The organism is Enhygromyxa salina (genome assembly GCF_002994635.1).
Taxonomy (GTDB): domain Bacteria; phylum Myxococcota_A; class Polyangia; order Nannocystales; family Nannocystaceae; genus Plesiocystis; species Plesiocystis salina_B.
Genome location: NZ_PVNL01000051.1, coordinates 26363 through 50174, shown reverse-complemented (window position 1 = coordinate 50174; position 23812 = coordinate 26363). Strand labels below are relative to the sequence as shown.

22 protein-coding genes are annotated in these 23812 nt (G+C 67.2%); 15 read left to right on the top strand and 7 right to left on the bottom strand.

Going from position 1 to position 23812, the window contains the following annotated elements; all coding sequences use genetic code 11:
- The first annotated feature begins 118 nt into the window (after positions 1-118).
- A complete protein-coding gene (locus tag ENSA7_RS45760; protein WP_280524001.1) occupies positions 119-1441 on the top strand; it encodes a hypothetical protein in 1323 nt (440 codons plus the stop codon).
- Positions 1442-1778: 337 nt separating this feature from the next.
- Here ENSA7_RS45760 and ENSA7_RS13075 read toward each other — a convergent pair whose 3' ends face one another.
- Both ENSA7_RS13075 and ENSA7_RS13070 read right to left on the bottom strand, forming a co-directional pair.
- Positions 1779-3983: a choice-of-anchor X domain-containing protein gene (locus tag ENSA7_RS13075; protein WP_146157643.1), complete on the bottom strand. Its 2205-nt coding sequence runs from the start codon at positions 3981-3983 to the stop codon at positions 1779-1781.
- Between the two features lie 1100 nt (positions 3984-5083).
- Positions 5084-6073, bottom strand: a complete 990-nt coding sequence (locus ENSA7_RS13070; RefSeq protein ID WP_181233698.1) for a formylglycine-generating enzyme family protein — start codon at positions 6071-6073, stop codon at positions 5084-5086.
- A 540-nt stretch (positions 6074-6613) separates the two neighbouring features.
- Here ENSA7_RS13070 and ENSA7_RS43595 point away from each other — a divergent pair.
- On the top strand, positions 6614-6787 hold the full coding sequence (locus tag ENSA7_RS43595; RefSeq protein WP_181233697.1) for a hypothetical protein: 174 nt from the start codon (positions 6614-6616) through the stop codon (positions 6785-6787).
- Between the two features lie 17 nt (positions 6788-6804).
- Here ENSA7_RS43595 and ENSA7_RS13060 read toward each other — a convergent pair whose 3' ends face one another.
- Complete coding sequence (locus ENSA7_RS13060; RefSeq protein WP_106089607.1) at positions 6805-7125, bottom strand: hypothetical protein; 321 nt, start codon at positions 7123-7125, stop codon at positions 6805-6807.
- A gap of 167 nt (positions 7126-7292) precedes the next feature.
- On the opposite strand from ENSA7_RS13060, the gene ENSA7_RS13055 reads away from it, so the two are divergent.
- Positions 7293-7535, top strand: a complete 243-nt coding sequence (locus ENSA7_RS13055) for a hypothetical protein (RefSeq protein WP_106089606.1) — start codon at positions 7293-7295, stop codon at positions 7533-7535.
- 229 nt (positions 7536-7764) lie between these two features.
- Here ENSA7_RS13055 and sppA read toward each other — a convergent pair whose 3' ends face one another.
- Both sppA and ENSA7_RS13045 read right to left on the bottom strand, forming a co-directional pair.
- Positions 7765-10422, bottom strand: coding sequence for a signal peptide peptidase SppA (gene sppA, locus ENSA7_RS13050; RefSeq protein ID WP_181233696.1), 2658 nt, complete (start codon positions 10420-10422; stop codon positions 7765-7767).
- Positions 10419-10826: a co-chaperone GroES gene (locus tag ENSA7_RS13045; RefSeq protein ID WP_244923785.1), complete on the bottom strand. Its 408-nt coding sequence runs from the start codon at positions 10824-10826 to the stop codon at positions 10419-10421. The genes sppA and ENSA7_RS13045 overlap by 4 nt, the downstream gene beginning before the upstream one ends.
- Before the next feature lie 75 nt (positions 10827-10901).
- Between ENSA7_RS13045 and ENSA7_RS13040 the strand changes: the two genes are divergently transcribed.
- From ENSA7_RS13040 to ENSA7_RS13000, 9 genes are all read left to right on the top strand, one after another.
- On the top strand, positions 10902-11180 hold the full coding sequence (locus ENSA7_RS13040; protein WP_106089603.1) for an amphi-Trp domain-containing protein: 279 nt from the start codon (positions 10902-10904) through the stop codon (positions 11178-11180).
- Complete coding sequence (locus ENSA7_RS13035; RefSeq protein WP_106089602.1) at positions 11177-12871, top strand: PhoU domain-containing protein; 1695 nt, start codon at positions 11177-11179, stop codon at positions 12869-12871. Before ENSA7_RS13040 ends, ENSA7_RS13035 begins: the two co-directional genes overlap by 4 nt.
- 13 nt (positions 12872-12884) lie before the next feature.
- Positions 12885-13886 carry a GAK system ATP-grasp enzyme gene (locus ENSA7_RS13030; RefSeq protein WP_244923784.1) on the top strand — a complete coding sequence of 334 codons (1002 nt, stop codon included), beginning with the start codon at positions 12885-12887 and terminating at the stop codon, positions 13884-13886.
- A complete protein-coding gene (locus ENSA7_RS13025) occupies positions 13879-15060 on the top strand; it encodes an HprK-related kinase B (RefSeq protein ID WP_106089600.1) in 1182 nt (393 codons plus the stop codon). Before ENSA7_RS13030 ends, ENSA7_RS13025 begins: the two co-directional genes overlap by 8 nt.
- A gap of 136 nt (positions 15061-15196) precedes the next feature.
- Entirely contained in the window at positions 15197-15640 is a 444-nt protein-coding gene (locus ENSA7_RS13020) for an Hsp20/alpha crystallin family protein (protein WP_106089599.1), read from the top strand.
- A gap of 120 nt (positions 15641-15760) precedes the next feature.
- Positions 15761-16198, top strand: coding sequence for a hypothetical protein (locus tag ENSA7_RS13015; RefSeq protein WP_106089598.1), 438 nt, complete (start codon positions 15761-15763; stop codon positions 16196-16198).
- Entirely contained in the window at positions 16180-17118 is a 939-nt protein-coding gene (locus ENSA7_RS13010) for an HTTM domain-containing protein (RefSeq protein WP_106089597.1), read from the top strand. Before ENSA7_RS13015 ends, ENSA7_RS13010 begins: the two co-directional genes overlap by 19 nt.
- Positions 17115-18086 (top strand): sulfotransferase family protein, encoded by a 972-nt coding sequence (locus ENSA7_RS13005; protein ID WP_106089596.1) that lies wholly within the window; start codon positions 17115-17117, stop codon positions 18084-18086. The genes ENSA7_RS13010 and ENSA7_RS13005 overlap by 4 nt, the downstream gene beginning before the upstream one ends.
- 101 nt (positions 18087-18187) lie before the next feature.
- Complete coding sequence (locus ENSA7_RS13000) at positions 18188-20002, top strand: neutral/alkaline non-lysosomal ceramidase N-terminal domain-containing protein (RefSeq protein ID WP_146157642.1); 1815 nt, start codon at positions 18188-18190, stop codon at positions 20000-20002.
- A 3-nt stretch (positions 20003-20005) separates the two neighbouring features.
- Here ENSA7_RS13000 and ENSA7_RS12995 read toward each other — a convergent pair whose 3' ends face one another.
- Entirely contained in the window at positions 20006-20692 is a 687-nt protein-coding gene (locus ENSA7_RS12995) for a TetR/AcrR family transcriptional regulator (RefSeq protein ID WP_106089594.1), read from the bottom strand.
- A gap of 95 nt (positions 20693-20787) precedes the next feature.
- Here ENSA7_RS12995 and ENSA7_RS12990 point away from each other — a divergent pair, with 95 nt between their 5' ends.
- The 3 genes from ENSA7_RS12990 (at position 20788) to ENSA7_RS12980 (ending at position 22925) form a co-directional block, all read left to right on the top strand.
- On the top strand, positions 20788-21486 hold the full coding sequence (locus tag ENSA7_RS12990; protein ID WP_106089593.1) for a Coq4 family protein: 699 nt from the start codon (positions 20788-20790) through the stop codon (positions 21484-21486).
- Positions 21446-21652 carry a hypothetical protein gene (locus ENSA7_RS12985; protein ID WP_106089592.1) on the top strand — a complete coding sequence of 69 codons (207 nt, stop codon included), beginning with the start codon at positions 21446-21448 and terminating at the stop codon, positions 21650-21652. The genes ENSA7_RS12990 and ENSA7_RS12985 overlap by 41 nt, the downstream gene beginning before the upstream one ends.
- A gap of 166 nt (positions 21653-21818) precedes the next feature.
- The gene (locus tag ENSA7_RS12980; RefSeq protein ID WP_106089591.1) at positions 21819-22925 is read left to right on the top strand and encodes a vWA domain-containing protein; all 1107 of its coding nucleotides are present in this window, start codon (positions 21819-21821) and stop codon (positions 22923-22925) included.
- Between the two features lie 197 nt (positions 22926-23122).
- Here the strand turns inward: ENSA7_RS12980 and ENSA7_RS12975 are convergent, their stop codons facing one another.
- Positions 23123-23785: an SDR family oxidoreductase gene (locus tag ENSA7_RS12975; RefSeq protein ID WP_106089590.1), complete on the bottom strand. Its 663-nt coding sequence runs from the start codon at positions 23783-23785 to the stop codon at positions 23123-23125.
- Positions 23786-23812 lie beyond the last annotated feature (27 nt).

The following is a 23812-nucleotide window of genomic DNA, read 5'->3' as shown; positions in this document are numbered from 1 at the left end:
GCTCGAGTCGTACGGCCTCTCTCAGCGCGGATCCAGGTTGAGCGGCCAACCGTCGATCCGGTAGCATTGATGCATGCATACCCGCGGGTCTCGCCAATCAGTGGCTCTCGTCGGGGCATTGGCCGCGACCGCATGCGGTCGTGATCCGTCGAGCGGCCCCGGCGAGACCGAGACCGCCGTCGTCGACGGCTCGGAGACCAACGCTGGCGACGGCGACGGCGACGGCGACGGCCCCGGCGAGACCGAGACCGACACCGACACCGACACCGACACGCCCGCGCCGGCGTGTGGCGACGGCAACCTCGACGATGGCGAGGCCTGCGACGACGGCAACCTCGACGACGGCGATGGTTGCTCGGCGGGCTGTGAGCTCAGCGGCGGCGCGCTGCTCGAGACCTGCATGCCTGAACCAGACTGGCCCGAGCGCCTCGAGGTGCTCACGCTCGCAACAGTGGACGGCGTGCCCGAGCTGCAGCTCGGCGGCACCACGCAGGGCGAGCTCTTCTACCAAACGGCGTGGGTCCTCCGGCTCTCGAGCGATTGTGAGCTGCTGTGGGCGACGTCCGCCTCGCTGCCGCTCGCCGCTCGTGAGGTCACGGGCGTCGAGCAGATCGACGACTCCGGCGCCGCCTGGATCACCGGCTGGGGGTACGACGAGGAGGTGCTCGCGGACGGCCCAGGGTGGTCCTGGCTCGGCCGGATCGAGGACGACGGCAGCTGGGCCTGGCTCGAGGACGCGCTGCCCGTCGACAAGCCGATCGCCACCGTCGTGCGCGACGACGCCAGCGCGGTCGTGCTCGGGCAAGGCCAATGGACCGGGGCCAACAGCTTGCATGGGTTCTCGCCGACGGGCTCGCTCGACTGGTCGACGGCGTACTGGAGCAGCGACGAGCCGCTCTCGCGTGGGCTCGCGCTCGAGCGAGTTGGCGGTGAGCTGCTGACGATCGGTGGCGTCTGGACGCACGACGAGGACTACGTCTCGGTCTCCGCGAGCGTGTGGGTCAGTCGGCTCTCGGACAGCGGCGAGCCGCTCGCCAACAGCGTCCATCCGTCGCCAAGGTTCAGCTTCGCCAGCGCGCGCGCGAGCGTTCATGACCCGATCACCGACACGCTCGCGCTCGCGGTTCGCGAATACGACGTGCCGCTCGTCGACGAGATGATGGCGTGGGTGCGGCTCGACGCGAGCGGCGAGACGGTGCTGGCGTGGCGGTCGATCGGGCCTGGGTTTCCGCTGGATATCGAGCCCGACGGTGAGGGCGGCGCGTACGTGCTCGGCCGCGTCGATAACCAGCTTCGGCTCGGGCACCATGGCCCGGATGAAGAGGCGCCCGCGCTGTGGGAGGTCAGCAACGACCACTTTCCGATCTCGCTCGCGGTCGATCTCGAGGGCGGCCGCGCGTATGTGCTGACCGACAGCGGCATCGACGTGTTCATGCTGTAGAACGACGCCAGCGGTGATCGCTAGCGCGTCGCTCACCAGCGGCGCCAGCCCGAAGGCCGTGCTGCGCGAGCGCGCGTGTCGCAGAGGGTCGTCGAGCTAACGCACAATGAACTGCGTCTCGTAGGGATCGTGGGGAAAAGTTGCGGGCTCGACTCAGGCGGCTACGCCGCCGTGCGCCCGCGACGATCACCACTCGAGCGCATCGTCATCGATCCCGACACGGGCGCGTGGCAGCGCGTCCGATCAGCGCAGCGCCGCCGAAGCTGGTCTACGGCACCTGACGCTGACAGAGGCGCTGCTGTGAGGCGGCCACGTGCAAAGCGTGGCGGCACGCGTGTCACCTATCCGCGACGATGCCCTGCGCGACGCGAATGATAAATCGGAGCGCCCGGGGGCCCACGGCCGCGACTCGTGCCGTGAAACTCGAGCGCTCGCGGCCATACCCGAGCGCGACCGATCCGCTGTTGCCGCTGGCCGGTCGGTCCCCCGGCACGACCATCGTCGCGCCCTCGTCGCGATAGTCGGCCGTGCCAATCTCGACGAGCAAGTCGCGCTTTGTGAGGGGCGCGTCGGTGGCCACGTCCGCGTCGAATCGCAGCCTGTACACGAGCGCCGCGGGGTCGAGCTCCTCCGCGTCATCATCACAGCTCAGGCACGTCACCTCGAGATCATGCACCGCCACGCCCTCTCCCAGTGACACGATCGTTCCGGAGCTTGGTAAGAAGATGCCCTCAATCGTCGCGCTGAGATCTTGGTGGGTGTCGCCGGTACCCAGCGCTGGCAAGTCCGCGCGCACGAGGCCGGTTGGGCCGTCTTGCACCGCGAACGAAGCGTGAGCGACGAGCGTCGCGGCGTCGCTCAGGATCTGGGGCCCCGGTCCCGCGCCGAAGATCGCGTCGCCGGGGATCGTGTGGCTGACGCCAGCGACGATCTCGTAGTCGACCTTGACGGCGTGGGGCCCCTCGATCATCGGGGTATAGACCGCCGCGTACACGCCGTCACCGGCGAGCCCGTCCCCGTGATCGCCGTCATCGAACATGGGAATCCACCAGCTATGCCCCGCCGCCGACAGCCGGGACGCGACCTGCATGCCGCCGACTGCGGCGCCGGCCTTGATGACGTTGGTGGAGATTGTGACGTCGTCGCCGAGCTCCCACACGGGTCGATCAACCCAGGTGAAAGGCGAATAGCCCGATTCGACGACCGAGGCCACCCAGCCGACATCCAGCTTCGCTCGGGTAGTCGAGGACAGCTGGCTCGTGTCGAGTCGCATGGTCCACAGGCCCGGCTCCGGTGAGTCGACCTCCATTCGACGATAGAGCGCTTCGTGCTCGCTCGAATCTCCAATTGGATGACTATATAAAATGCTGGTTGGTGACTCGAGCTCAAAACCCAGGCTGTTGAAGGCGTGATCGGTGCCTTCGCCGGTGACCACGAGCGGACTGCCGAGCCACGCCACGTCGAGCGCCCGAGCCCCCGCGGGCACCACGAAGGTTCGAGCTTCGGTGGTCATGGTGGCCACGAGCGGCGCGCGCTCGTGCAGCGCGATGACGTCGCCGGCCACCACGGCCTTCGCTACGGCCTCGTAGACCTTGGCCGCGTGGGGCAGCGAACCGCCTGCGGCCTGCTCGTCGCCCGCGTAGTAGTGCCAGCCGCTGCAGCTCTCGGCGAGCCAGCTCGCCAGACCGATCCGAGGTGAGGCGCCCGTCGTGATCACGTTGACGCGCATGCCCGCCTCCGCGCAGATCTGCGCCGCAATCTCAGGCTTGTTCACGATCCAGGTCTCGACGCCGCGGCAGCCGGCTGGACCGTTTGGATCGTGCTTGGGATCGACCCGGGTGAACTTGGCGTCGGTGAGCAGCACCACCTCGCGGTCCCCGGCCGGGGCCTTGGCGTGCGTGAACGCAGCTTTGGCGCCCTCGAGCACGGCGCACAGGTTCGTGTGGTGCTTGGCGTTGACATAGGTGTCGATCTCGGGGCGATAGACCGCGACATTGTCGGGAGCGAGATCAACCGGGGTGCCCAGGGCGAGGTCTTGGTTTGGCACCCATGCCCCGTTGATCTCGGTCGCCGACTTTACTGCCCACAGATCGTCACCCCACGCATAGAGGCCCGCGCTGGTCTGCTTGTTGACCGCGACCTGATTGAAGTACTCGCCCCCGTCGACCGCGTAGGTCCAGCCTGGGTTTCCGTTGGCGTCCTGACCCATGGAGCCCGAGGCGTCGATCATGACCATCGACCAGTCCGCGAGGTTCTCGGTGTCGGTGTAGTCGGGGACGTTCCAGGTGCAGAAGTCGGGGTCGCCCTCGTTGGGCGGGAGGCCGATGTCGTCGTCGTATTGGCCATTGAACTGGAGGCTGCTCCACTCGAGCTTGGCTTGGTCCCAACAGTTGAAGTCTTCGGCGCTGGACCAGGGGGTTGGGTAGTGGTTGAGGACCGTGCCGAGCACGCCCCAGTGCTGGGAGAGGCTGGCGCCGGTCTTGGGGTCGAGGTGGATGTGGGTGTTGGCGTCGCACCAACGTCGCTTGGCGCCGTCGGCCATGATGCAGGTGGACTCGCCGACGCAGACGGGGCGCTCCCAGATGGCATTCAGGACGGCAGAGCACCGCCCATCGTTGCGACCGAACGCGGTTTCGCACTGGTCGTGGTCGAGACAGTTGGCCCCCCAGTTTGGCCAGAACTCTGGGCCGCCAAATGGACTGCTGTGCACCCCTGTGGGGTCATACAGGATGCAGACCGGGTGCTCCATGTTGTCCCCTCCCGCCGCCGCGCACTGATCGGCAGACACGATTCCAAGATTCGAAATCACATCTTGGGACGGGCTACCCGTTCCGATGATCCAACCATCATACGTGCCAGCTTGTGTGATGTCAGCGCCCTCATTTACGCATGCCCGATGGCGGATGCACCTCGCGCCGCTCGAGCAGCTCGAACTCGGAAAGCCCGTGCATGTCTCGCTAGAGGCCGCGTAGCGTGAGTCCGCGCATAGCCCGAGATCGCTGGATGTGGCATACTCATCGGGGAGACCGTAGAAGTAGTGTCCCCACTCGTGGGCGAGGGTTTTGCCGATCGTTTCGGTCCCCGCTGGTTTGGGCGAGTGGAAGTTCATCCTGATCGCGTGGGGGCTCGCGTGCGACTTTCCCTGACCATGGCTCAAGAAGACGTCGCTCTCGCTGGCGCCGTAGCCGAACGTGACAGAATCGAAGTAGTGCTGTCCGTTTGTGACTTGCCAGAGAATCCGAGACCCCTCACGAAAGAAATCGCAGTAATTATCAGCGTCGTCGCTCGTCACCTCCAACGCGCCAAGATCCTCGGGCGGGAAGTTGGCGTGCACAGCGATCGACCATGTCCCATCCCCGTGATCAATCAGTTTCTTTTTGTCAGCGAAAGCTATGCCGGGCAGGGAGCCCATGGCGATGGATGCAACGAATGCCACGAGGCGAGAGATCGACCAACGCGAGGAGACACGAGGTTGGCGAGGCATGCTCTTGAACTAGCACCGGACAGCAAGCGTGGCTCCAGAATGGCCTGGTTCAACTCCCGTTGTATTTGCGTCACCGCGAGACAACACCCGACCACGGCGGACTCCCTCTCATGACACATGACATCATCGAACGCAGCCGAGTGATAGCGCACAAACAGCTATTCGGAAATGACGCAACGAAACCCGGTGTCGGGCCCCAGTTGAGCTCCGGGGAGCGGCCCACCGCCCTGACCCCGCCAAGCCAAGTGCAAGTACCCGCCATTGGAGTCGTACAGTTGGGTGGCTACGTAGGAGCCTCCCTTCTGAACTTTGAATGGGCCGCTGTCGGGACCGGTGGGGTCTGTACCAAGGTTACTCTGCCCAGGCCCCAGCCAGTCGGCGACGACCTCGCTGACGTTCCCCACCATGTCTTGAACGCCGTACGGGCTGTCACCCTGCGGCGAGTGGCTCCCCGGACGCTCCGGCATTCCGGTACCGCATCCCCACAATTCGAACGGCTCCTCGCCCCAGACCGGCTCGCTCGCCATGCTGGCGTAGAAACAGGTGGGCGCTTCATTCCCCCACGCGTAGTCGCGCCCGTCGGTGCCGCGCCCGGCCTTTTCCCACTGCGCCTCGGTGGGTAGTTCGGCGCCCCGCGCGTTGCAGTATTCCAGCGCTTGCAGCCAGTCCACACAGGCGACCGGATAGGCGTCGATGCCCTCGTTTCCCCAGCGGCATCCAAACGTCAAGTCGTTGTTCGGGTCCTCCACGGCCGGCGGCGAGCACTTCCCCGCCTCCACGCAGAGCCGATACTCTCCAAAGGTCACCTCGTGTCGGTCGATATGAAACTGCGAGAGATACACGATCTGCTCGGGGATCTCGCGCTCTTCGAGAAACCCCAACCCATTCGAGCCCATGATGAATGGCCCCGCCGGGATGCAGATCATCCCCTCATGCATGGACTCGCAGGGAGGCTCGTGACCGTCACCATCACCGTCGCCGAAATCTCCGTCTCCAGGGTCGCCGTCGCCGTCGCCAAGGTCGCCGTCAGCGTCCCCCGGATCACCATCGCCGTCACCTTGCACATTGTTCTCCTGCGACCCCTTGGGCGGGTTGGCGCCACAGGATGTCAGCGCAAGCGCGGCGAGACACGCACCCCCAACGGCCATTGCTCCGATGCTCGTGTGTCGCATCATGTCATTGTCCCCTGAGTGTTGTCGCCGATTTGTGGGATTGACGAGTCACGCTAGTGAAGTAGCACTCGACCACAAGGGCGGCTCCAGAATGGCCTGGCTCGAGTCCCGTTGTATTTGCGTCACAGCATGACAGCGCTCGGCCACGGCTCCAGCCTATTCTTAGTCTAGCACGACCAGCGACCACCGCGATTGCACGATGAGTCAATCAGATATGGCGCCGCGAAACCCGGTGCCGGGACAGCCCGCACCGACGGATTCCGGTGAAACTCCAACGTGTCGAGCAACACGGCGCGCCCCGGCGGTCCGTCGAACTGGTCAAACACGAGCTGCAACGTGGCCAAGCGCAGCGCCGTCAGCCCGAAGGCCATGCAGCCCGAGCGCGCGTGTCGCAGAGGGTCGTCGAGCCAACGCACAATGGGCTCAGCCTCGTACGAAACGACGAGAAAAGTTGCGGGCTCGACTCATGCGGATGGCACTTCGTCGGGGTGCCGAGCGTGGCAGATTGCCTCGAGGATGGGTGCTCTTCACCGGTTGATCAGCGTGGCCATCGCCGCGTGTGGCGTGCTGATCAGCGGGTGTGGGGATCGCCAGGACCACTCCGGATCGGGGCTGCGCGGTGCACCAGATGTCTCGATGCTCGAGCCGCCCAGCCAGGCGCCCGGCGAGCCGCCGGCTCACGCCGAATAGCTCTTGCAGCTTCGCCATCACATGACGATGGCAGCCACGCTGCATCGCGCTGACCAGCACGAGCATCGCGGCCAGGTACACGCGGCGACCGAGGAACCGGACCGAGGGGGCGTCGTACGTCGGCGACAGCCGTCGCGCGAGCAGCACAGGCTCAGCCGCAGGTCGTAGCCGGGTGGGAGCTCCGCCGGACCGCCGCGGGGCTTGCGGGGGTAGTGGGCCGCGTGCAGCGGGGCCCCGCAGTGCGGGCAGCCGCGGGCGCGGGCCTCGGCGTAGAGGTCAGCGTCGATGCGCAGGAGGTGGATGTACAGGCTTGGGTCGCGCAGGAGGTCATGCCACACTAGTCGTCTTCTCTGTCTTGCAGGACGAGAAGACGAGACCTCCATCGGGGCGCTTCTTGCAAGTTTTCCGAGGGGGTCTCGGTTTTTCCATCACTGTTCGTGCTCGAGGGGCCGGGGTTGAGCCTCGAACTACACGCTCGTGCTCAAGTGGTCTCGCTGTCGCGCTCGTGCTGGTGATGGGCACGGCTCAACTCGTCAGTTGCATCGACCGCTGTGACGACCCGGACTCGCTCGAGCCGCTCGAGTCGGGTGAGTATATGATCCAGAACTTGTATGGCCGGCTCAGGCCAGGTTACGACGATCTCGTTGGCGCTCAACTCATCGTCGATCGAGACGCCGAGACGTCCATCATTCGCTACACGCGCGACGGAACCACCTTCGAAGTGCGACACAAATTGGATGCGCCGTGACCCGTAGCGACTATGAGGCGCTCAATTGTGCAGGTGCATCGCTGAGCGAGCCGTCGTCACGGTAATCGAAGGTCCCGATGACGACGCGACCGAAGAACAGGAACGCATGGCCACGATGCACCACGCCCACGCAACCAGGCCGGCTCCACGCGTCGAACGGAGCTCGAACCGCCAGATCCCCACAGGGACCGACGGTTCGTCTCCTACCCCGGATCGCTATCGCCGACCGCTACCGGATCTCGATCTCGCCAGCCATGATCACGCTGGCCTGATCCTGGGGCAGAAACAAGATCGACATGGGCAAGCGCGCGAGCGCCTGATCCAACACCAACGGCAGCTTGCCCTCCGCCTCGGCTCGCTTGATCGACACCGAGCGCTCGACGGGCTCAGCGATCAGCGACCCCGCCCCGCGCAAGACCATCTGGATCAGCGTCAACCGCTTGGGCAGCACCCGCACCTGCAGCTGCGAATACGAGGCGACCCCCGAGCGCGAGCGGACCTCGGCCAGCGCCTCGCGCAGGCCCCCGTGCTCATCGACCAGCCCGATGTCCTTCCCGCGCTTGCCGGACCACACGTGCCCGCGGGCGATCGCGTGAACCTGGTCTTTCGTCATGCCGCGGGCGTCGGACACCCGCTGCAAGAACAGCTGGTAGACCCGATCGATCGCAGCGTCGATCTTCGCCCGCTGAGGCCCGGACCACGGCTGCCAGATCGAGTTCATATCGACCCCGGCGCCCCCGAGCTCGAGCCGATCGATGCCGACGCCGAGCATCTTCAGCAGCCCGGACACGTCGAAGTGCATGAACACCACGCCGATCGATCCGGTGATCGTGAGCGGCTGGGCGAAGATCTTGTCGGTGCCCGCGGCGATGTAGTACCCGCCGCTGGCCGCGACGTCGGCCATCGAGACCACGATCCCAGGCGAGCTGCGCGGATCCTGCTTCCAGGCCTCGTGGGTGCGCTGAACCTCGCGCCAGATCACCTCACTGGCGAACGCCGAGCCACCACCGCTGTCGACCCGCAGCACGATGCCCTTGCACGCGCTGTCGGCCCGGAGCTGCTGCAGGGTCTCGGCGATCTGATCGCCGCCGGTCATCACGATGTTCAGCAGCGGGATGTTGCGGCTCTTGCCGTCGACGATCGTGCCCTCGACCAGGACCACCGCCAGGTACGGAGCCTCGCCCCAGGTCTGGCTGTCCGGCTCGGTCGGCGCGAACCTGCGGAGCGAGACCTCGGCCTGGAGATCGTCGGACAGGCGCTTGCTCAGCTCATCGCGGTGGATCACCGCGTCGGCGAGCCCACGCTCGACCGCCTGCTCGGGCCCCAGCGGTGAGTCGCGAACCAGCTCGCGAACCTGCGCCTTGCTGAGCCCGCGGGCCTGGGCGATGTCGTGGACGACGACCTCCCAGGTGTCCTGCAGCAGCGCGGTGCGCTGCTCGGCGTCCGGCTCGCTGCGATCGCTGCGCGTGAAATTCTCGTGCGCGCTCTTGTACTCGTCGACGTGCACGGCCTCGACGGACACGCCGATCTTGGCGAGCGCGTCGCGAAAGTACAGCCGGCGACTGCCGAGCCCGACGGTGTCGAACTGCCCGGCCGGGTGCGTGTAGATGGTCTCGGCCACGCTCGCGATCCAGTAGTCGGCCAGGCCCGGCGACTCGACGTAGGCGTAGACGTGACCGCCCGCGTCCCGGACCCGTCGCAGCGCGTCGCGCAGCTCTTGGGCGGCCCCCCACCCCAGGCCGAAGCCGTCGGCCTTGACCACCAACACCGCGCGCTCGCCCGCGGCCTCGGCCCGCTCGACCTGCCGCAGCCAGGCGATCAACGAGCGCTGATCACCGATGCTGGCCAGCTCGATCTGCTCGGCGTCGACCAGGCGCTGCCAGTAGACCCGGCCCTGGCGCGCGGTCGTGAACCGGGCCTTGTAGCTGATGCCGTCGATCCCGCCGCCGAGGCCCGCGTGGGTGCCCACGCCGATCGACGCGTAGTCCCAGGCCATCGCCAGCGACACCCCCCCGCGCATCGCGGTGGTCTGTCGCACGATGTCGAGGGTGTCCTCGTCGAGCACGTCGGCCTGGATCATCTGGGCCTCGCCCGCGAGCTCGAGGCCGTGGTAGCGAACGGCGATGCGCCCGTGGGGCAGCAGATCGTGGTTGAGCGTGAACCCCCCGAACCCGCGCTCGAGGCTCTGATCGATCCGTGCCGTGACGCCGCCCGCGAGCTCGAGCCAGTGGTTGCCGAGCGGGCGCAGGGCCAGCTCCCCGGCGAGATCCAAAGTCGGCCGAAAGCTGGTGTCGCGCAGGCCGCCGGGGGCAAGCCGGGCGACGGCGCCGAAGCTGGCGTAGTTGGTGATCCGCAGGGCCGTGCCAATGTCGACCTGGGCCGGACGCAGCGGATCGCCCTGGCGGCGGACGCCGTGGACGCCGAGCCCGACGCTGCCCCACTCCCCCTGACCCAGCGCCAGCGCGAAGCTGAGCTTGGTCGTGGGCCGGTTGTGGCCGACGTCGGCGTCGTACAGGCTGGCCTTGAACCCGGGCTCGAGCGCCTGGACCCCAACCCCGAGCGCAAAGCCGAACCCCAGGTTCAGCGCCGCGAACGCCCCAAACCCGGCCCCCCGCGAGAACTCGTAGAGAGTCTGGTAGCCGAGCAGGGTGATGTCGAGGCCGCGGACGGCGTTGATCAGCGCCGGGTTGAGCTCGATGCTGCTCGCGTCGCCGCTGCCAGACAGATCGTGGATCGGCCGGTCGACGCCGTCGCCCAGCTCGCGGTGCTGCGCGACCGGGTCCTGGGCGTGCGCGGCCCCAGGGGCGCCGATCGACACCAACCCGCACAGCCCGATCCCGACCGTGAGCGCGCCGGAGCCCAGCCGCGCAGGCGTGAACACTGTCACTGAATCTCGTCCTCTGGAATCTCATCGACGATCGCCAGCAAGTAGCGAACGTCGACCACGCGTAGGCTGTCGTCCCACGGCACCGCCAGCCCGCGGGCCTTGCCGAACAACACCTTGGCGCCGAGCGGGATGCCGCTGACGTTGGCGCCGAAGCCGGCGCCGTCGTCGTCGTCATGGTCGTCGTCGTCTGGACCAAACTCGTAGGCGACCTTGGGCATCGTCCGCGCGACCTCGACGACCTCACCCAGCAGCGCTTGCCGGGCGTTCTCTTTCGCGCCCTCGGGCAAGAACAGCCCCGAGTCGAGGCGGTCGGGATCCTTGATGACACGGACCAGGACCCTGGGCCCGAGCGGCTGCACGTGACGGGTGACCTTCGGCGGCGGCGGAGGTGGATCCGAGGACATCCGTCACATGATAGTCACCCCCGGCCCCTGGCGTCACGGGGTCAAGGTTGTTACAGCCATGTACAAAGGGCACCGATGGCAGCAGACGATAAGTTCAGGCACGAATCCGTGCAAGACCGGCGGTCGATCGTGAAGTACCTGCAGGCGCTCACGGCGGGGCTGGAGGCGGGCCACATCGAGCTCGGGACGGCCGACCACATGCTCGCGCTCGAGCCCGACGGCATGCTGGAGTTCGAGATCCACGCCAAGCGCAAGGCCGGCCGGGTCCGGTTCGGGATCAAACTGGAGTGGCGCGAGGAGGAGGAAGAGCCCAGCACGGACGCGCTCGAGATCAAGGCGGGCCCGCGCGCGTGACCAGCGGCTCCGAGGCCAACGCGATCGCCGGCGTCCGCGAGAACTTCAAATTCATCGCGCTCGAGGTCACCAAGCTGCTCGACGACACGCGACTCATGCTCGTCGATCCGCGCGAGGAGGTCATGGCCAAGATCGTCGCGCGCGACGACTACGTCGACAACCTCAAGAGCATGATCGAGAACAAGTGTTTTCGGCTGCTGACCAACGAGGATCTCGACGACGCGACGGTCGATCTGATCCGGGCGATCAACGTCGCGACCAACAACCTCGAGCGGGTCGCCGACTTCGGCGTCAACATCGTCGGCCAGCTGCGCTACCTCGCGAACCTGGAGACCCTGCATCGCTTCGACGCGACCCCGTTCTTCGATGCAATCTTTGCTGGGCTGGCGATCGTCGAGGACGCGCTGTTTCGCCGCGACATGTCGCTGGCCCTGCAGATCTGCCGCGCGGAGCTCGAGATCGATGACCTCTACCTCGCGGTGTTTCACCAGATCATGGCGGATCTCCGCGCGGGCCAAGCTCCCGAGGATCTGGTCACGACCCTGTTCATCTATCGCTACCTCGAGCGGACCGGCGACGCGCTGCTCAACATCGGCGAGGCCGCGATCTTCGCCACCGTGGGCGAGAAGCTGCGGGTCAGCGAGTTTCAGGCGCTGCAAGAGACGCTCGCCAACGCCAGCGCCCGAGCCGACGACGTCCCGGTCGGCCTCGATCTGTCCGAGGTCGACTACCAGGGCATCTGGGAGACCCGCTCGGGCAGCCGTATAGGCATGCTCCACGCCCGCGACTCGAGCAAGCGATCGGTCGTGTTCAAGGAGGGGCGGACGACCAAGGTGCTGGAGGAGAAGCTGGCGCTCGAGCGCTGGGAACAGCTCGAGCCCGGGTTGCCGCCGCGGGTGTTTGGCTATCACGATCACGGCGACAAGGCCTCGCTGTTGCTCGAGTACCTGCAGGGCGACACCTTTCAGCGGATCATGCTCGACTCCGACGGGCGGGTCTGCACCAGCGCGTACACGATGGTCATCGAGACCATTGGCCGGGTCTGGGACCAGACCCTCGAGCGGACCCCGTGCACGCCCAACTTCGTGCGCCAGCTGTCGAGCCGGCTGCCCGACGTGTTCAAGGTCCACCCCGAGTTCCGGACCAAGGCCGCGCGGATCTGCGATCTGAGCGTGCCCGGGTTCGAGACCCTGCTCGACGCGGCGCAGGTGCTCGACAGTCTGCTGGTCGCGCCGTTTCAGGTGCTGATCCACGGCGACTTCAACACGGACAACATCATCGTCAACCTGCCGCAGCGCAGCGTGCACCTGATCGATCTGCATCGGTCGCGCCCGTTCGACTACCTCCAGGACGTGTCGGTGTTCATCGTGTCCAACTTCCGGCTCAAGATCTTCGATCCCGGGCCGCGCCGCCGGCTGGATCAGGTCAGCCGCGAATTCTACGCGTTCGCGCGCGAATTCGCTGATGCTCACGCAGATGCGTCCTTCGATGCACGCCTGGCCCTCGGCCTCGCCCGCTCGTTGCTGACCTCGACCCGGTTCGTGATGGATCCAAGTTTCAGCCGCACGATGATGTTGCGCTCCTGTTACCTGATTGAACAACTGCTGGCGTACCGTGAAACCCATGACATCGTCGACGAAGCTGGCGACTGGTCTGGGTTCACCCTTGATCTGGCGACACTGGTCCCGTAGAGCCCCAATTCTCGTGAACCGCCAACCCAACTCTCCAATTCGCGACTCGGACGGCGCTCGCATCGCCGTTGTCGGTATTCAGGGCGGCTGGTCGACGGATCAGCTGCTCGACGCGGTCGAGGCCCGGACGGGGTACCGGCGGCTGATCGAGATGCAGGACGTGGCCCTGCAGCTCGGCGACGGCGCCAGCACGGCTCGCGTCGACCACCATGGGTTCGATCTGCGTGAGCTCGACGGCGTGATCGTCAAGAAGATCGCCCGGCAGTACTCACCCGACGCGCTCGATCGGGTCGAGATCCTGCGGGTGCTCGAGCGCGCGGGCGTGCGCGTGTTCTCGCGGCCGGCGGCCATGCGGTCGCTGATCGATCGGCTCGCGTGCACGGTCGAGCTGCAGCTCGGGCAGATCCCGATGCCGCCGACCACGATCACCGAGAGCGTCGATGAGGCGATCGCCGCGATCACCCGCTACGGGGCCGCGGTCGCCAAGCCGCTCTACACGTCAAAGGCCCGCGGCATGCTGGTGCTCCGCGCCGAGACGGACCCGGCGAGCTTGCGCGCCCAGGTCGAGTCGTTCTCGCGCGACAACCCGGTCATGTATCTGCAGCAGCTGATCGACATGCCCGGCCGCGACCTCGGCGTGGTGTTCCTCGGCGGCGAGTACCTCGCGACCTACGCGCGGGTCAGCGGCGGCTCGTGGACCACGTCGACGAGCAAGGGCGGCAAGTATCAGCCCCACCAAGCCAGCGACGAGATCATCGCCCTCGCCCATCGGGCCCAGGCGCTGTTCGAGCTCGACTTTACCTGCGTCGACGTCGTCGAGACCCCGGCCGGACCCCAGGTGTTCGAGGTCTCGGCGTTTGGCGGGTTCCGGGGCTTGCTCGAAGCCTGTGACATCGACGCGGCCGGGCGCTACGTCGACTACGCGCTGAGCTGTCTCGAGCGCGAGCGTCCGAAGCCCACGTCCACGTCCTCGTCCACGACCACTCCCACTCGCTCGGCGGTGAAGCATGTCTGAACCCAGCAAATCACGAGATCATCTGGCCACCCATCGGGTCGTGAAGGTCGTCGACAGCGTCGCGCTGTTGCGCAACGAGTACCCGATCCGCGGCGGGCTAGGCTGGGACTTCGATGGCTTTCGGGTCTGGGTCGAGACCAATGAGCCGGCGTTGTTGACCGCGCTGGCCCAGTACTTCAGCGACTTTCGGCCGCTCGCCGCCGACAGCTTCGAGGCCGCGCAGGCCTGGGGCGAGATCACCCGTATCACGGCGCTCCAGGCCGACCCGCCCGATCTCAGCGGGTTTCGGACCATGACGATCGGCGAGTACAAGCCGGGCGCGCGCGGGCCCAAAGAGGCGTTCTTCGACGTCGCCGATGGCCGGGTGATCCACAAGCTGCGGACCGGCATGTGGTTCATGTTCAGCTGCGACGAGCACCTGGCGATCGGCCCGTGCACCGCCAATCCCAACCAGATCGTCAACTTCATCAACAACCGGATGATCCAGTGGTCGCTGCACCGCGCCGCGCTGCTCGGTCACGCGTCGGCGGTGTGTCACCAGCCAAGCGACGCCGCGCTGCCCAACACGATCGCTATCGCCGGGCGCTCGGGCATGGGCAAGTCGACGCTGGCGCTGCACCTCATGAAGGATCCGCAGCTCGAGTTCCTGAGCAACGATCGCGTGATGATCCGTCCCGCCGACGCGCACGGCCACGTGGAGATCGAGGGTGTGCCCAAGCACCCGCGCATCAACCCTGGCACGATCCTCGCCAATCCAAAGCTTCGGGGTGTGCTCGATGACGCCGAGCGAGCCAAGTTTCAAGCGCTCTCCGATGACGAGCTGTGGGAGCTCGAGCACAAGTTCGACGGGCTGATCGGCACCTGCTTCCCCGGCCAGCGGTTCTTGCTGCGCGGGCGCCTGGTCGGCCTGGTGCTGCTCAACTGGACCCGCGACGGCGGCGAGTGCATCCCCAGGCGCGTCAACCTGCGCCAGCGCACCGACCTGCTGCCCGCGCTGATCAAGACCCCGGGTCTGTTCTACCTGCCAGCGCCGACCCAGGCTGCGTCTCGGGACATCGGCCGCTACCTCGAGTACCTCGACGGCGTCGAGGTGCTCGAGCTCGCGGGCGGCATCGACTTCGAGGCCGGCCGCGAGGCGGCCACGCAGCTGCTGATGTCACCGCCCAACCCGTGAGCCCCCGCCTCGGTCGCGAGCGCGGCGCAGAGGGCTCCCGCGTGCTTTTTGCCCGGCTCGGCCCGCCCGCCGGCAGATGCTTCGTTTGGAACCTAGAGCCGCGTCCTTAGGCTGTGGGTGAAAGGAGCGAACCATCATGAACCTGATGCCATGGCGTCAACAGAGTGTCCCCAGCACGGTCACGAGTCTCCAGCAGGAGATCAACCGGATGTTCGAAGACTTTTTCAGTCCCGGACAACCGCGCTTCGGCGAGTCCTCGGTCATGCCAGCGCTCGACATCAAGGAGGACGACAAGTACCTCACGGTGACGGCCGAGCTGCCCGGGGTGGATCGCAAAGACGTGCAGATCAGCGTGCACGATAATGTGTTGACGCTGAAAGGGGAGAAACGCAGCGAGACAAGGGAGGAGAAGGACAATTACCACTTCGTCGAGCGCAAGTACGGGAGCTTCTCGCGCAGTGTCATGCTGCCCGGCGAGGTCGACAGCGATCACGCGGAGGCAACCATGAACAACGGCGTGCTGACCTTGCGCCTGCCCACCAACCGGGGCGCAGGGGCCAAGAGCATCTCGATAAAATAGCGCCCGAACCTGTGATGCATGCGACGTTGACTGCGGCCGATGAAATCCACGTCGGCCGTAGTCGTGTTCGTGATAGATCTTCCGCACGTCGTGCGACTCAGGGATCGAGCACAACCCGCCTTGGCGGTCTACGGGCTCAGCTTTGGCGTCGCGCTGGCGATGCTCTCCCCCGTGCTTCGCCAGCCCCCGCTCGACGGCTTCCCACTCTCGACCTACCCGATGTTCTCGACCGCTCGGCCGGCGATCTCGGAGTTTCCGACCTTGCTGGGCGTGACGTCGTCGGGCGAGCGGGAGGTGCTGAGCCCGGCGCTGATCAGCGGTGACCCGTGGGCGATCCTCGCGTTCGAGACGGTCCGGACCGCCAAGCGCGGCGGGAAACGCCGGCGGCGCGCGCTGTGTGAGGCAGTGGCTGCCCGGGTCGCCGACGACGACGAGCGCGCTGGGGTCTACGCGCAGATCGTGTTCGTGACCGAGACCTACGACGCGCCCGCGTATTTTTTTGGCGACACCAACCCCCGATCGATCAAAGTTCACGCGACATGCCCGGTGCCGCGCTGATCGGCTGGGCCGCCGGGAGGGTGGCCGCGGCGGACGCCTGGTGGCGCGCTGGGGTCCCCGCGCTGCGGCTCGCGTGGGTCCGCGCGCTGGTCGGGCTGTACTGCCTGATCATGCTGCTCGCCCGCGTGCCCTCGTTCACGCGCCTGGCCCGATTCGAGCCAGACCGGTTCGAGGGCGTCGGCGTGGTCTCGCTGCTGGGCGCCCCGCTGCCGTTCGCCGCGGCCCTCGCCACGCTCGCGCTCGCGCTGCTCGGCAGCCTGGCCTTCAGCCTGGGCTGGCGCTACCGCGTCACCGCCCCCGTGTTCGCGCTGGCCCTGCTGTGGGTCACCAGCTACCGCAATTCGTGGGGCCATATGTCTCACTCGGAGCACCTCGTGGTCGTCCACGTGCTGGTCCTGAGCCTGGTCCCCGCCGCCGACGCGCTCTCGCTCGACGCCCGCGCCCAGCGTACGCGCGAGCGCGACCCCGCCCACTACGGCTGGCCGCTGCGGCTGCTGATGCTGACCGTGGCGATCAGCTACATGCTCGCGGGCTACGCCAAGCTCAGCAACGGCGGCTGGGCCTGGGTCAACGGCGACGCGATCCGCAATCAGATCGCCAACGACACGCTCCGCAAGCTCCGGCTCGGCGCCTTCCCGTCGCCGCTGTCCCCTCCCCTGCTCCGCCAGCCCTGGCTGTTCGGCGGCCTCGCGGTCGGGACCCTCGCGATCGAGCTGGGCGCGTTCATGGCCCTGGTCGACTCCAAGCTCCGCGCCGCGTGGGTGGTCGCCGCGTGGGTCATGCACCTCGGCATCCTCGCGGCCATGGGCATCGCGTTCCCCTACCCGATCTCGGGGATCGCGTTCGCCAGCTTTCTCCCGCTCGAGCGGGTTCACGATCGCATTCAGTCCCGGTATGGCCCACTATCTGGGCCAGGATGAGCGGCGCCAAGCAGATCATCATCCACGTCGGGCTCCACAAGACCGGCACCACCTTCCTTCAAGACCGGGTGTTCCCCGCGCTCCCCGGGGTCCGCTTCGTTCACCCGCTTCACTACGCGCAGCCCAGCGACGGCCCGATCGAGCGCCTGCTGCTCGACTTGATGTTCCGCAACGCCGCCTGCATCGACGTCGCCCGGCACCGCCAGCGGATCGACGCCTGGCTGGCGCAGGTGCGTGAGCCCACGGTCTTGATCAGCTCCGAGGCGATCGTCGGCTGGCCGATCGAGAACCACAGCAACCTCGCCGTCAACGCCGAGTACCTCGCGCGGGTGTTTCCAACCGCCAAGATCTGGCTGGTCGTGCGCCGCCAGGATCGCTGGGTCGAGTCAGCCTACGCGCAGCTGCTCAAAGCCGGGTTCTCGACCTCGATCGAGCGCTATCTCAACTACCGAGACGGCCGGTTTGATCGCTACAACGTCGGGCTATACAACGGCCCCAACGTCGACGCCCGCGACCTCGACTGGGACGCGTTCGACCGGCACTACCGCGAGCGCTGGGGCCACGACGCGGTCCTGACCCTGCCGTTCGAGCTGTTCAGCCAAGCCAGCGCCGAGTTCTTGGGCCGGTTCTACGCGTTCGCCGAGATCGACCCGGCCCAGCGGGTGTTCCCCGACACCAGCGAGCGCGTCAACGAGCGCTGGTCCCCGCTCGCGGCCGGCGTCGCCAAGCTCGTCAACAAGGTGCCGATGCCGGTCAAGCGGGCGATCCGTGACCGCCTCGGTCGCGAGTGGCATCCCTCGGCCGTGCTCGCCCGCGCGCTGCCGTCGTCGCTGCTCCCCTCGGCGTTGGGCGGCCGCACCCGCGCGCTGTCGCCTGCGCTCGGGGCTGCGCTGCTCGAGCTGCATCGTGACGGCAATCGGGCGCTTGGACGCCGCATTGGGCTCGATCTGGACGCCCACGGCTACTGAGCCGTTTCGCACGCGCGCGTGGATACCCAAGCATCGGCCAGCTGTGCGAGACTTCGCGGATGCGCCGCTTGGATCGTTGTCCGCCAAACCTGAGCACGACGTTGACGCTCGCCCTCGGCCTGGCCGTGGGCAGCCTCGGCTGCGGTGACACGAGCACCCCGCAAGACGCCACCAGCGAGACGGGCGACGGCGACGGCGACGGCGACGGCGACGGTGACGGCGACGGCGACGGTGACGGTGACCCGGGCGACGGCGACGGCGACGACGAGTTCCCCGGCACGCCGCCCGAAGACTTCTGCCCCGGCGGCCCCTCGGGCGAGTGCGACGAGGTCGAGGGCGCCGTGCTGCGGGCCGGCTCGGCGGTGCTCGACGCGGTCCCGGCCTGCTACGAGGCGTGGTTCGACGTGGCCGAGAACGGCGACTTCGACGAGGGTGAGGACAACTTCTTCGACTGCGGCTGCGACCGCCTGTGCCCGATGGACCCCGGCTACGTCGGCCCCGACGAGGGCGAGAACGACGGCGTGTTTCAGGCGATCTACATGGCCGGCTTCCAGAACAACCGACCCACGCGCGGGGTTCGAAACCAGCAGCTGGGTCTGGTCGGCGAGGGCGACGGGATCTGGTGCCGCGCGGTGGTCCTCGAGCAGGGCAACACCCGGGTCGCAATCGTCACGCTCGACACGATCGGCTACTTCTACGACGAGGTCGTGGCGATCCGCGAGACCCTCGCCGCCCAGCAGATCGACTGGCTGGTGGTCCACGCGATCCACAACCATGAGGGCCCCGACACCATGGGCCTGTGGGGCCAGGGCGTGTTGACTGGCGGCTTCGATCCCGACTACCGCGCCCAGCTGCGCACGACCGTCGCCGCGGCGGTCACCGAGGCGGTCGCCGACCTCGAGGACGTCGCCACGCTGACGGTCGGTCGCGGCGACGCCTCGACCGCGCACCAGGGCGACCCGGGCAAGGGCATCCGCAACGTCAGCAACGACACCCGTGCTCCCTTCGTGGTCGACGAGGCCGTCGACGTGCTCAACTTCAAGAACGCGCAGGGCGAGTCGATCGTCACCCTCGTCAACTTCGCCAGCCACCCCGAGTCGCTGGCCGACGAAAACTCGCTGATGACGGCCGACTACGTCCACGCCCTGCGCAAGACCGTCGAGCAGGGCTCGCAGTGGAACGTGGCGCCCGACAAGCCGGGGCTCGGCGGCGACGCGATCTTCATCAGCGGCGCGCTGGGCGGGATGATGACGCCGCTGCGGATCTCCACCACGACCCCAGACGGCGACACCTGGGCGACGGGCGACTACCGCAAGGCCGACGCGATCGGCCAGCTGATCGGCGAGATTGCGATCGACGCGATCGAGAACGGCGAGGTGATCGAGAACCCGCGGCTCGAGTTCGCCAGCCAGAGCTTCCTGGTCGAAGTCATCAACGACGGCTTCAAGCTGCTGTTCATGCAGGGCATCTTCGACCGCGAGGTCGTCGAGCAAGACAACAAGATGCACGTCCGCACCGAGATGGGCGTGATCGAGCTGGGCCCGGTTCGGATGCTCACGCTGCCCGGCGAGCTGCTGCCCGAGCTCGCGGTCGGCGGCTACGACGGCTCACAGATGTTCACGACCGAGGTCGAGCTGATCGACCCGATGAACACCAACCCGCCCGATCTGAGCGCCGCCCCCGAGGGTCCGTACCTCAAGCAACGCATGGCCTCGACCTACACCTGGCTGATCGGCCTGGGCAACGACGAGCTCGGCTACATCCTGCCCAAGTACGACTTCGTGCTCGGGGATCTGCCCTACCTCACCGAGGCCGACGGCGATCACTACGAAGAGACCAACTCGATCGGGCCGCACATGGCCGAGCTCGTGGACGCCCAGGGCGACGCGCTGATCGAGTTCATCGACTGGCTGTGAGTCTCAGCTGGGGTCGGGCTCGGGCGTGTCGACCCCGGCCGCGAGCATCGTCGCCAGCAGCGCCGCGACGCGCTCATACGGGAGGTCTTGGCGAATGTCCGGCTCGGCCAGGACCCCGGCGCAGAAGCTCAGCGCGACGATGACCTTGGCCCGATCGCTGCGCTGCTCCGGGGTCAGGACGTCGGCGGCGAACATCTCGAGCAGCTCCTCGTGAAAGCTCGAACGCAGCGCCTGACTGCGCGCGCCCTCGCTGCCGGCGAACTCCCGGACCTCGTCCAGCTCCGTGAGCGCCAGCAGGATGTCGTGCTCGCCACGGATCATGCGTGAGGTCAGCGGCATCTGGTGGGCGAGCAGCAGCGACTGCTCGATGAGACACCGCAGCCGCTCGCGCGGGCGCAGCGTCACGTCGAGCCACAGGGAGACCCGGTCGAAGTACGCGCGCTTCTCGTTGGCGATCGCGTGCAGCAGCAGCTGGGCCTTGCTCGCGTAGTTGGCGTAGAGGGTGGGCTTGGTGACCCCCGCCCGCCGTGCGATCTCGGCGACGCCGGTCTTCTTGTAGCCCTGCGCCACGAACAGCTCCGTCGCGGCCGCCAAGATCAGCATGCGCCGCCGATGCGCGGGGCTGCCGACGACCACCTCGCCGTCGACCATCGCGTCGAGCCGCGCGCGCGCTTGTTCTGCGTTGAACATCGACCTCAGGGTAACAAAATTTTACCGACTTGACTAGTTTGGTAAGAGGGGTAGATTTGCCTCTGTTCGCTGCTCAGAGACCACAGGAGACCAACATGAACACCAAGCTGATGATCGAGATGTACCGAGCCTTCCGAGCGGGCGCCCCCTTGGGTGATGTCGCGCTGATGAAGTTCGCGGCGCTGCGCGACGACCACCCGATCAATAAAGAGCTCGGCGACGTCGCCGGATACGCCCCAGGGGTCGACGTCGAGACCTTGCTCGCCCTGCCCGAGACCAGCTTCGGCCACGCGTACGCCCGGTTTCTCCGCGACAACGGGCTCGACCACCTGGACATCAGCCCGAGCGTGCTCGAGCGGTTCCGCGACAACCCCTACGCCGTCCGCTACACGGTCACCCACGATCTCCACCACGTGCTGTGTGGTTTCGACGCCGGCACGGCGGGCGAGTTTGGCGTGCTCGGATTCACGGTGGGACAGGGCATCGCGCCCATGGGCCCCGTCGGCACCTGGCTCGGGCGGACGCTGGGTCCCCTGACCACTCCCAGCCAGGCCCGCCAGTGCCGGCACAACTACGAGCTGGGGCTGCGCATGGGCAAGGCCGCCAAGCTGTTGATCGCCGCGCCGCTCGAGTCGTGGCTCGACCGACCGATCGACGACGTTCGTGCCGAGCTCGGGATCGATGCCCTCGACGTCGCGGCTGCTCGGCCCAGCGGCCGGTCATGGCTCGCGCAGAAGCTGTACGGCCGCCGCGATGACGCGCCTGCCCATTTCGGAGCGGCCGGGGCTCACTGAGCGTGCTGGCCTCGACACAGTCCGCGTGATCGCAGGGGGCGCCGACGATGCGACCGTGCGCGAGGCGACCCACGAGCACCTCATCCGCAGCCCGATCGGGGGGACCACGGAGACGATCGGATCGGAGGACCTGCAATTAATACGCGATCCGGTGACGGCTGGCTGAAGGCGGTCCAGCGAGTGTCCGATCTTCACGGGCGCCCTGGCCTCGCTGTTGGGATCCGGCTAGGTTATGTCACACAATTCATAGTTGCTCGTGCCCCCGAATCCGTGAGAGTCCCGGGGTCACGTCACGCTCGAACATTTGTGGGAAGTATGATCCCCGCGTGGCCATGAACACGCAGACAGCCGCCGGCATGCGACACAACACCCCGCTAGTCACCCTTGGGTGCGTCCTGGCCCCCTTCGCGCTCGGGCCCTTCGTTCTGGGATGCAGTCCATCCAACCCTGGCGCCGAGGTGTCCTCACTCGACGGTATCTCCGACGACACCACCAGCGAGCCGTCGGACGACACGACCACGTCGAGCGCCGACACGACGAGCACGACCGACCCGCTCGACACCACCACGGACGACAGCAGCAGCTCGGGCGACACCGAGCCAGATCCCGCGGACGAAGACGGAGACGACGACGACGAGGGCGGCGGCCCCACGCTCAAGTTCGACCTCGCGGCCGTGCCCGACTCGCCCCCGTACGACGAGTCGTGCGGCATGGTCGACTTCCTGTTCGTCATCGACAACTCGGGCAGCATGGGTGACGAGCAGATCAACTTGATCAACAACTTCCCGGCGTTCATCAACGGGATCGAGGCCACGCTCGACACCGTCGACAGCATTCACGTGGCCGTGACCACGACCGACGACTACTGGGCCAACGTGGTGGGCTGCCAGAGCATCGGCTCGGCGGTCGTCCAGACCGGCGGCTCCAGCTCGAGCAACTCTCTGTGTGGCCCCTATGCCGAGGGCGCCAACTACATGACGGAGATGGACGATCTCGGCACCACCTTCGCCTGCGCCGCGCAGGTCGGCGTCCAGGGCTCCGGCGACGAGCGCCCGATGCAAGCGATGATCAACGCCGTCAACGGCGAGTACGGCGATCCCGACGAGTGCAACGAGGGCTTCATCCGCGACGAGGCGCTGCTGGTGGTCATCATCATCACCGACGAGCCCGACAACAACTCGTTCGGCGGCCCGATGACCTGGTACGACGCGGTCGTCGACGCCAAGCTGGGGATCCCGGAGAACGTGGTCGTCGTGTCGCTCATCAACACACCCGGCGGGAACTGTGGGTTCGACCAGGCCCAGAGCATCGCCACGTTCACCACGATGTTCGGCATGAACGGGTTCATGGCCGACATCTGCGTGCCCAACTTTGCCCCGGTGTTCGACCAGGCGGTGGAGATCATCGACGTCGCCTGCGAAAACGCCCTGACCCCCTGACGACCGGCGCTCTAGCGTCCTCCTGCGTGTCGGCGCCGAGTCCTTCCTGTTCGAAGAGGGCACCGCCGAGCTCTACGACGGTGCCCGCTACGGCCAGCTGGTCGTCGCCGACGACGGCGAGTCGGTGCTCGTCGGCCTGCGCGACGAGGCCCGGCGGCCGCTCGGGGTTCGCATGCACGACATCTAGAGCGGCCCCGCTACCAGGGCAGCCGCTCGCCGTTTTGATGCCAGAACCCGCCGCTGGTCTCGAGCGTCAGCTCGTCGATTCGCGCGATCAACCCGCGGGCGGCGTCCTTGGCCTGGGTGTCCCCTCGCCCGCCGGTCATGTCGGTCTGCACCCACCCCGGGTGCAGCAGCGCGACCGCGATGCCAGCCGGCCGCAGATCGTGGGCCAGCGAGACACCAGCCATGTTCACCGCGGCCTTCGACATCCGGTAGCCGTAGCTGCCACCCGAGCTGTTGTCGGCCAGCGAGCCCATCCGACTCGACACGATCGCGACCTTCGACCCCGAGCGTAGCCGACCCCTGAGCGCGACGGTCACCCGCAGCGGCCCGATCGCGTTGATCGCAAGCTGGCGCTCGATCGACTCGAAGTCGAGGTCGTCGAGGCTCGTCCGCGCGAGGATCCCTGCGTTGTTGATCAGCACGTCGATCGGGATCTTGCCGAGCCGATCGTCGAGTCGCGCGACGCTGGGGCCGTCGCTCACGTCGACGCCGGTCTCGACCTGCACGCCCAGCGCATCGAGCTCGGGCGACGAGCTTCGACAGACAGCGACGACATGATCGTCGCGCTCGTGATACAGGCGCGCGAACTCGAGGCCGATCCCGCGGTTGGCTCCGGTGATGAGGATGTTGGCCATCGCCGCGAGTCTACACCGCGACACTCC

Coding starts and splice junctions, on each gene's coding strand:
- ENSA7_RS13075 (WP_146157643.1), bottom strand. CDS start 3,983: ATGGCCGACGGCGCCAAGCGACGTTGGTGCGACGCCAACACCCACATC.
- ENSA7_RS13070 (WP_181233698.1), bottom strand. CDS start 6,073: ATGGCCGTTGGGGGTGCGTGTCTCGCCGCGCTTGCGCTGACATCCTGT.
- ENSA7_RS43595 (WP_181233697.1), top strand. CDS start 6,614: ATGGGTGCTCTTCACCGGTTGATCAGCGTGGCCATCGCCGCGTGTGGC.
- ENSA7_RS13045 (WP_244923785.1), bottom strand. CDS start 10,826: ATGTCCTCGGATCCACCTCCGCCGCCGCCGAAGGTCACCCGTCACGTG.
- ENSA7_RS13040 (WP_106089603.1), top strand. CDS start 10,902: ATGGCAGCAGACGATAAGTTCAGGCACGAATCCGTGCAAGACCGGCGG.
- ENSA7_RS13025 (WP_106089600.1), top strand. CDS start 13,879: ATGTCTGAACCCAGCAAATCACGAGATCATCTGGCCACCCATCGGGTC.
- ENSA7_RS13020 (WP_106089599.1), top strand. CDS start 15,197: ATGAACCTGATGCCATGGCGTCAACAGAGTGTCCCCAGCACGGTCACG.
- ENSA7_RS13010 (WP_106089597.1), top strand. CDS start 16,180: ATGCCCGGTGCCGCGCTGATCGGCTGGGCCGCCGGGAGGGTGGCCGCG.
- ENSA7_RS13005 (WP_106089596.1), top strand. CDS start 17,115: ATGAGCGGCGCCAAGCAGATCATCATCCACGTCGGGCTCCACAAGACC.
- ENSA7_RS12995 (WP_106089594.1), bottom strand. CDS start 20,692: ATGTTCAACGCAGAACAAGCGCGCGCGCGGCTCGACGCGATGGTCGAC.
- ENSA7_RS12990 (WP_106089593.1), top strand. CDS start 20,788: ATGAACACCAAGCTGATGATCGAGATGTACCGAGCCTTCCGAGCGGGC.
- ENSA7_RS12985 (WP_106089592.1), top strand. CDS start 21,446: ATGACGCGCCTGCCCATTTCGGAGCGGCCGGGGCTCACTGAGCGTGCT.
- ENSA7_RS12980 (WP_106089591.1), top strand. CDS start 21,819: ATGAACACGCAGACAGCCGCCGGCATGCGACACAACACCCCGCTAGTC.
- ENSA7_RS12975 (WP_106089590.1), bottom strand. CDS start 23,785: ATGGCCAACATCCTCATCACCGGAGCCAACCGCGGGATCGGCCTCGAG.